This window comes from Gilliamella sp. Fer4-1, from assembly GCF_001690515.1.
In the GTDB taxonomy this organism is placed as follows: domain Bacteria; phylum Pseudomonadota; class Gammaproteobacteria; order Enterobacterales; family Orbaceae; genus Gilliamella; species Gilliamella apicola_C.
Genome location: NZ_LZGZ01000128.1, coordinates 1 through 5,686 on the forward strand (window position 1 = coordinate 1; position 5,686 = coordinate 5,686).

General features: G+C 31.8%; 6 protein-coding genes. 2 read left to right on the forward strand and 4 right to left on the reverse strand.

Translation table 11 applies throughout. The annotated features are described in order from the left end of the window. Positions 1–191 precede the first annotated feature (191 nt). The gene (locus tag A9G30_RS04390) at positions 192–458 is read left to right on the forward strand and encodes a GrxA family glutaredoxin (RefSeq protein WP_065568466.1); all 267 of its coding nucleotides are present in this window, start codon (positions 192–194) and stop codon (positions 456–458) included. 54 nt (positions 459–512) lie between these two features. Here A9G30_RS04390 and tsaB read toward each other — a convergent pair whose 3' ends face one another. The 4 genes from tsaB to A9G30_RS04410 form a co-directional block, all read right to left on the reverse strand. Then, complete coding sequence (gene tsaB / locus A9G30_RS04395) at positions 513–1,193, reverse strand: tRNA (adenosine(37)-N6)-threonylcarbamoyltransferase complex dimerization subunit type 1 TsaB (protein ID WP_065583485.1); 681 nt, start codon at positions 1,191–1,193, stop codon at positions 513–515. Positions 1,194–1,209: 16 nt separating this feature from the next. Beyond that, entirely contained in the window at positions 1,210–3,126 is a 1,917-nt protein-coding gene (locus A9G30_RS04400) for an ATP-dependent DNA helicase (protein WP_065588179.1), read from the reverse strand. 236 nt (positions 3,127–3,362) lie between these two features. After that, entirely contained in the window at positions 3,363–4,337 is a 975-nt protein-coding gene (locus tag A9G30_RS04405) for a glycosyltransferase family 8 protein (protein ID WP_065588180.1), read from the reverse strand. Positions 4,338–4,348: 11 nt separating this feature from the next. Then, positions 4,349–5,326, reverse strand: a complete 978-nt coding sequence (locus A9G30_RS04410) for a glycosyltransferase family 8 protein (RefSeq protein ID WP_065588181.1) — start codon at positions 5,324–5,326, stop codon at positions 4,349–4,351. Between the two features lie 153 nt (positions 5,327–5,479). Here A9G30_RS04410 and A9G30_RS04415 point away from each other — a divergent pair. Then, positions 5,480–5,686: glycosyltransferase (locus A9G30_RS04415; protein WP_304363932.1), on the forward strand; the 207-nt coding region annotated here is incomplete at its 3' end.

A 5,686-nucleotide genomic window follows, 5' to 3' on the forward strand; every position in this document is an offset into this window, starting at 1 on the left:
TTTTAATAATAAATCTAAATTACTAAAAAATAATCAAGCAGATTGGAACAATCTAATATAAAACCTGATTCGCTTCTCAAGTCGGAAATCAATAGATATAATCTATTTAACTGACAATATTTAACTACTTTTTTTCTTCAATAAGTGAAGTATATTAGGCTTATATTTAAAACAAAAGATAAAGGTGAAAAATGTATACTGTAATTTTTGGTCGCCAGGGATGTCCTTATTGTGTTCGTGCTAAAGAACTAGCTGAAAAACTTTCTCAAGAACGTGATGATTTTTCTTATCGTTATGTTGATATTAATGTTGAAGGTATTACTAAAGAAGATCTATCTAAAAGTGTTGGTAAACCTGTTGAAACAGTGCCACAAATATTTATTGATGAAAAACCAATTGGTGGTTGCACCGACTTTGAAGCCTATGCTAAAGAACATTTGGGCTTATTTAAAGAGTAATCAAAATTATCAAGAACTAAGCCACCTTTAGGTGGCTTGTTTAAATAGTCATTATTAGCGACCAGGTAGTTTTTTCCATGTAACTTCGTTACGTAAATAAGTTGGTTCTACATCTTCAACATTAATTATTTCGCTTTTTTGCCATTTATTCTTAGCAAGAACAACAAGATCTTGTGCATGAGGCAATAGAATATCGCTTTGTTTTATATTATTCATCATATTAGGATAAGTTTGCCAACCAGTGCCGGCACAATAGCTATCATTAAGAATATGATCTACTTTTTCTATTACTTTTTCAGGTGCAATAACACATTCTGGAATAACCTCGTGCCATTGTTCGTTGCTATAATGATACTGTCCTAAGTAAACTTCATTCATTCTAGCATCAATAGCTGCAATGACATTTGTTGCATTTTGTGTACGATATGCCCCTTGCGCCAAAGTCATCAATGTAGATACCCCTATCATAGGTTTATCAATGCCTAAAGCTAAACCTTGCGCAACACCAATGCCAATCCTAACCCCTGTAAAACTACCAGGCCCTTGTCCAAAAGCAATTGCATCAACTTGAGAAAGAGAACAATCTGATTGTTTAAGGAGCTTATCAACCATTGGCAATATTTGTTTAGTGTGATCGCGAGCAGATACAACAAAATCATGAGTGATTTCGTTATGGTAAAATAAAGCGACAGAACAAGCTTCTGTTGAGGTATCAATAGCTAAGATGGTATTCATTTTTTTCCAAAATAATTTAATTTTTATAAGACTGTTTAGATAACAAGAAATTAATAACTTTATTTATATCCCGTGTTCTTGGCGATGGCGGCAAACTATTAATAAATGTTGCACCGTAAGGCCTCATAACCAAACGATTATCACAAATAATAACCGCACCACGGTCGTTGTGATGACGAATTAATCGTCCGACACCTTGTTTTAAAGTAATAACCGCTTCGGGTAATTGTACATCATAAAATGCATCACCACCTTGCATTTGGCAATCTTCCATGCGAGCTTTAATTAAAGGATCGTCTGGAGAGGTGAATGGTAATTTGTCTATAATAACACATGACAATGTATCCCCTCTAACATCAATGCCTTCCCAAAAGCTGCTTGTTGCAATTAATAAGGCATTACCGCTATGAATAAACTGCTCAAGTAATTTAACTTTACTTGTTTCACCTTGAACTAACACCGGTAATTTTGTTAACTCTCGAAACTGTTTAGCTAAGGCGTTCATCATCGCATAAGAAGTACATAAGAAAAAACAACGACCATTATTTGCTTCAATAACCGGCAGTAAAATATCAACCAATTTTTCAGCATTTCCCTTTTCATTTGGCGATGGGATATAACGAGGGACACACATAACAGTTTGATGCAAATAATCAAATGGACTTTCTAAAATAAGTGAATCAGCATTCGTTAATCCTAAACGTTTAGTAAAATAATCTAATTGGTTATTGACTGATAGCGTTGCTGAAGTAAAAATCCAACTACCTTTTCGTTCTGTTAATAATTCAGTGAATTTATCCGCTACGGATAATGGCGTTAACGCAAAAACAAAATAGTTATGGCTACTTTCATACCAATAACTAAAGCCAGTTACATTTGTTTCCTGCAACCGTTTTAAAAGTGTATTATATTGGTTAATTCGTTCCAAACAGTTATCTAATGTTGAAGAACGCCCTACAGCCAATAGTAAGACCTCATGACAAAAACTTAGAGCGTCTAAAAGATAAGTTAACTCTTTTTTTATCGCTTCTTGATTAAATAAAAAACGTAAATTACCTTTTGGCGATTGTTGATTGATCGCAATGCGTAAATCTTGAGTACATTTTTGTAGTTTGTCTGCACATTGTTGTAATTGTGACATATCTTTAACCTCAGTACGATAACAGAGGTTAATTTCTTTGGACAGATCAAATAGTTGCCTGCTACTTAGTTGTTGCCCAAAATAATGGCAAGCGAGATCAGGGAGCTGATGTGCTTCATCGAAAATCATTACATCAGCTTTAGGGATAAGCTCACCAAAACCTGAGTCCTTTACCACCACATCAGCTAAAAATAAATGGTGATTAACAACGACAATATCTGCATTTAATGCTCGCTTACGTGCTTTAACCACATAACAATCGTTATAATGTTCACAATCACTACCCAAACAATTATCATTCGTACTGGTTAATATCGGCCAAATTGGATTGTCTTCCGTAACAGTTGTACATTTGCTAATATCACCATCTTTAGTTTTGATTGACCAATTTTTTACACGCGCTAAATCAACACGTAAATCTTTATCAAGATCTCCCGCTGCGGCGTATTGATGATATAACCGCTCTAAACAAAGATAATTAGAGCGGCCTTTAAGTAAGGTTATCTTTCCAGAATAATTCAATGCTTTTTTGATAATTGGCAAATCTTTACTAAATAATTGCTCTTGTAAATTTTTAGAGCCAGTTGAAAGTATTACTTTTTTATCACTACGCAATGCGGGTACCAGATAAGCAAAGGTTTTACCAGTACCTGTTCCCGCTTCAACGACAAGTGAATGTTGTTTTTTTATTGATTCTGAGACTTTACTTGCCATGTTTCGTTGTGGCTCTCTTGCCACAAACCCATCAATAGCTTGAGCAAGCAAACCATTTTCTGAAAAATCATCAATCACTTAAAAGATACCTAATAAAAAGATAAGTTCAATACACAAAGCCGGTCGACTAAGAGTTTTAATAGTTGACATATAATACATCAATGACCTAGCCCAAAAGAAATATAATAGCCCGTTAAGTGAATCATTAGCATTATATTCTATATAATGAATCTATCCTTACATTTATTTCTAACAACTAATAGTAAATTAGATTACATAACATAACATTCAGAGCTAAATACTAATGCCGTAAACTATTTCGTAAATTTAACCCTTAAATAAATTAAATAGTGTTTTACCGATGCTAAATATTTTTTTTGTTTAAACATCAACCGAGAATAAGCGCGTATTGAGGAGGTTTTTTTGTCGTTATATAAAATTAAAGGATCATTCTTCCACGGAGATTTTTCTAAATAAAGATCATATAACTTAGAACGATAAGGCTGATGCCAAGGTTTGTTCTTTGTTATGTAATGAATTAACACAGTATCCTCAGGAACACTAGAGTCCTCATTACCATTGATTGACAATGCTAACAAATTATTACACTTCTTTGCTAATATAATTCTTTTTTCGCCTACTACTATATTTAATACATCTTGGTCAGGATAATGATATTTTTCGCCACTATTTAATAACTTTAATGTTTTTGAAGTAACATTTTCCTGATACCAAAGTGGTATATTAATTAACATCACACCAGAATTAAAATACGTCCCATAGGTTACATGATACTTTGCGCATTGCGAGTCCTGCATATATGGTTCATCAGCAACAGCCGCAACAATAGCATTATTTAGAGAAATTTCATTGATAAAATCAAATTTTTTTAAGCAAAGCGTATCGCTATCAACATAGAGTAATTTGTTAGTGACATCCTTTAAAATCATAGGCGCAATTAAGCGAACGCATGCCGCAATAGGAAACAGCTCAGTATTTTTTTGATCAACTTTAAATTGTTCATTAATAACATATTCAGTTATAGATGTATTATGGGATTTAATGGCAGCAAATTTTTTTCTATTATTATCAGAAACATTATGGGTAAAAATATGGAAATGAATCTGTTGTTCATTATTATTTTCAATTATTGAAATAATATCTACACCTGCTGATAAAGCATAATTGTCATCGAAACACAAAAGAATATGTAATATACTTTCGTTATCCCAAAAATCACATGAGAGTAAAAAATTCTTTTTATTAATAAATTTATCAACGTTAACCATAACATTACCCCTTAACGTTTTTTGCAAGTTTTATGCTTCAAATAAATCAAATAATATTTGAATGCAGCAAAATATTTATGCTGACTAGCTAGTAATTTTGCATACCGTCTAGTGGTTGATGGTGCGTTTTCATTGGCTAACAATAATTTATCTTTTGCCCATGGAGATAATTCGATATAACGTCGATACAGTGAAGTGATATAGAGCTGGTACCACGGTTTATTACCTGTGACATAATGGATAATTGCGCTATCATCGCTAATAAGGTTATCTTCTCCTCCTCCCACAGTAAGTGAAGTGAGTCGATTGAAACGCCTAGGTAAAAATACTGTTTTACCTTGCATTAAAATATTTAAAACATCTTGATCCGCAAACTTGTATACTTTACCACTGTTAATCATTGCAAAGGCTTTTTCAGTAAGATTATTTTGCACCCACATATCCGTATTAATATAAATCATTCCAGCATTAAAGTATTCACCATGAGAAATACCACAGGCAAGACATTGTTTTTCTTGCGTCTTATCAACATCAGGAACTACTGCTGAATATTTATTAGTTAAATCGGTATTAATTAATTCATTGAGATTATCGGTACATAACACATCACAATCTAAATATAAAACTCGAGAAGTAACTTTATTTAGCATTTGTGGGACAATAAATCGTAAACAAGTTGATGCTGAAACATGTAAAACTAATGTATCGGGGTTTATTGAAAAATTATCACTAATTTCATAACAAATTATACTAATATTTTCTTTACTTAATTGATTAAATATTATAATTTTCTCATTAGAAACATTATTAGCAAATAAATGGAACACAAGATTTTTATCAGGATTATTTAAGATTACTGAAGACATAGCAATACCTGCTGGCATTGCATAATTATCATCAAAGCAAAATGCTATATGTAAAGTATTTAATGATTCTATAGTATTATTAAATAATGTTCTAATTTTGCTAATAAAAAGATTTTCTGCCATTTTTTGCCAATTTTTCAACTATGTTAAAGGTTAAAGAACTATTCTATTGTAACATAAGTTAAATTAAACAATGAAGTAATAATCAATTTTATGTTGACATATTAATTTGGTAATGACTAAATAACGCGGTTGAGTTTTTAAAGAGTATTAGAAATGAATAACAGAATTAACATTGCATATTGTACTGATTCAAATTATATTGAGCATGTAGGTGTGTCGATTACCTCTATTATGCTTAATAATATGCATAATAATATTCATTTTCATATTTTTTTATACGATGTATCTCCCAAAGACCAACAAAAATTACAAAAAATTAGCCCATTAATTAATATCTATATTATTCCTTTTGAAGAGCTA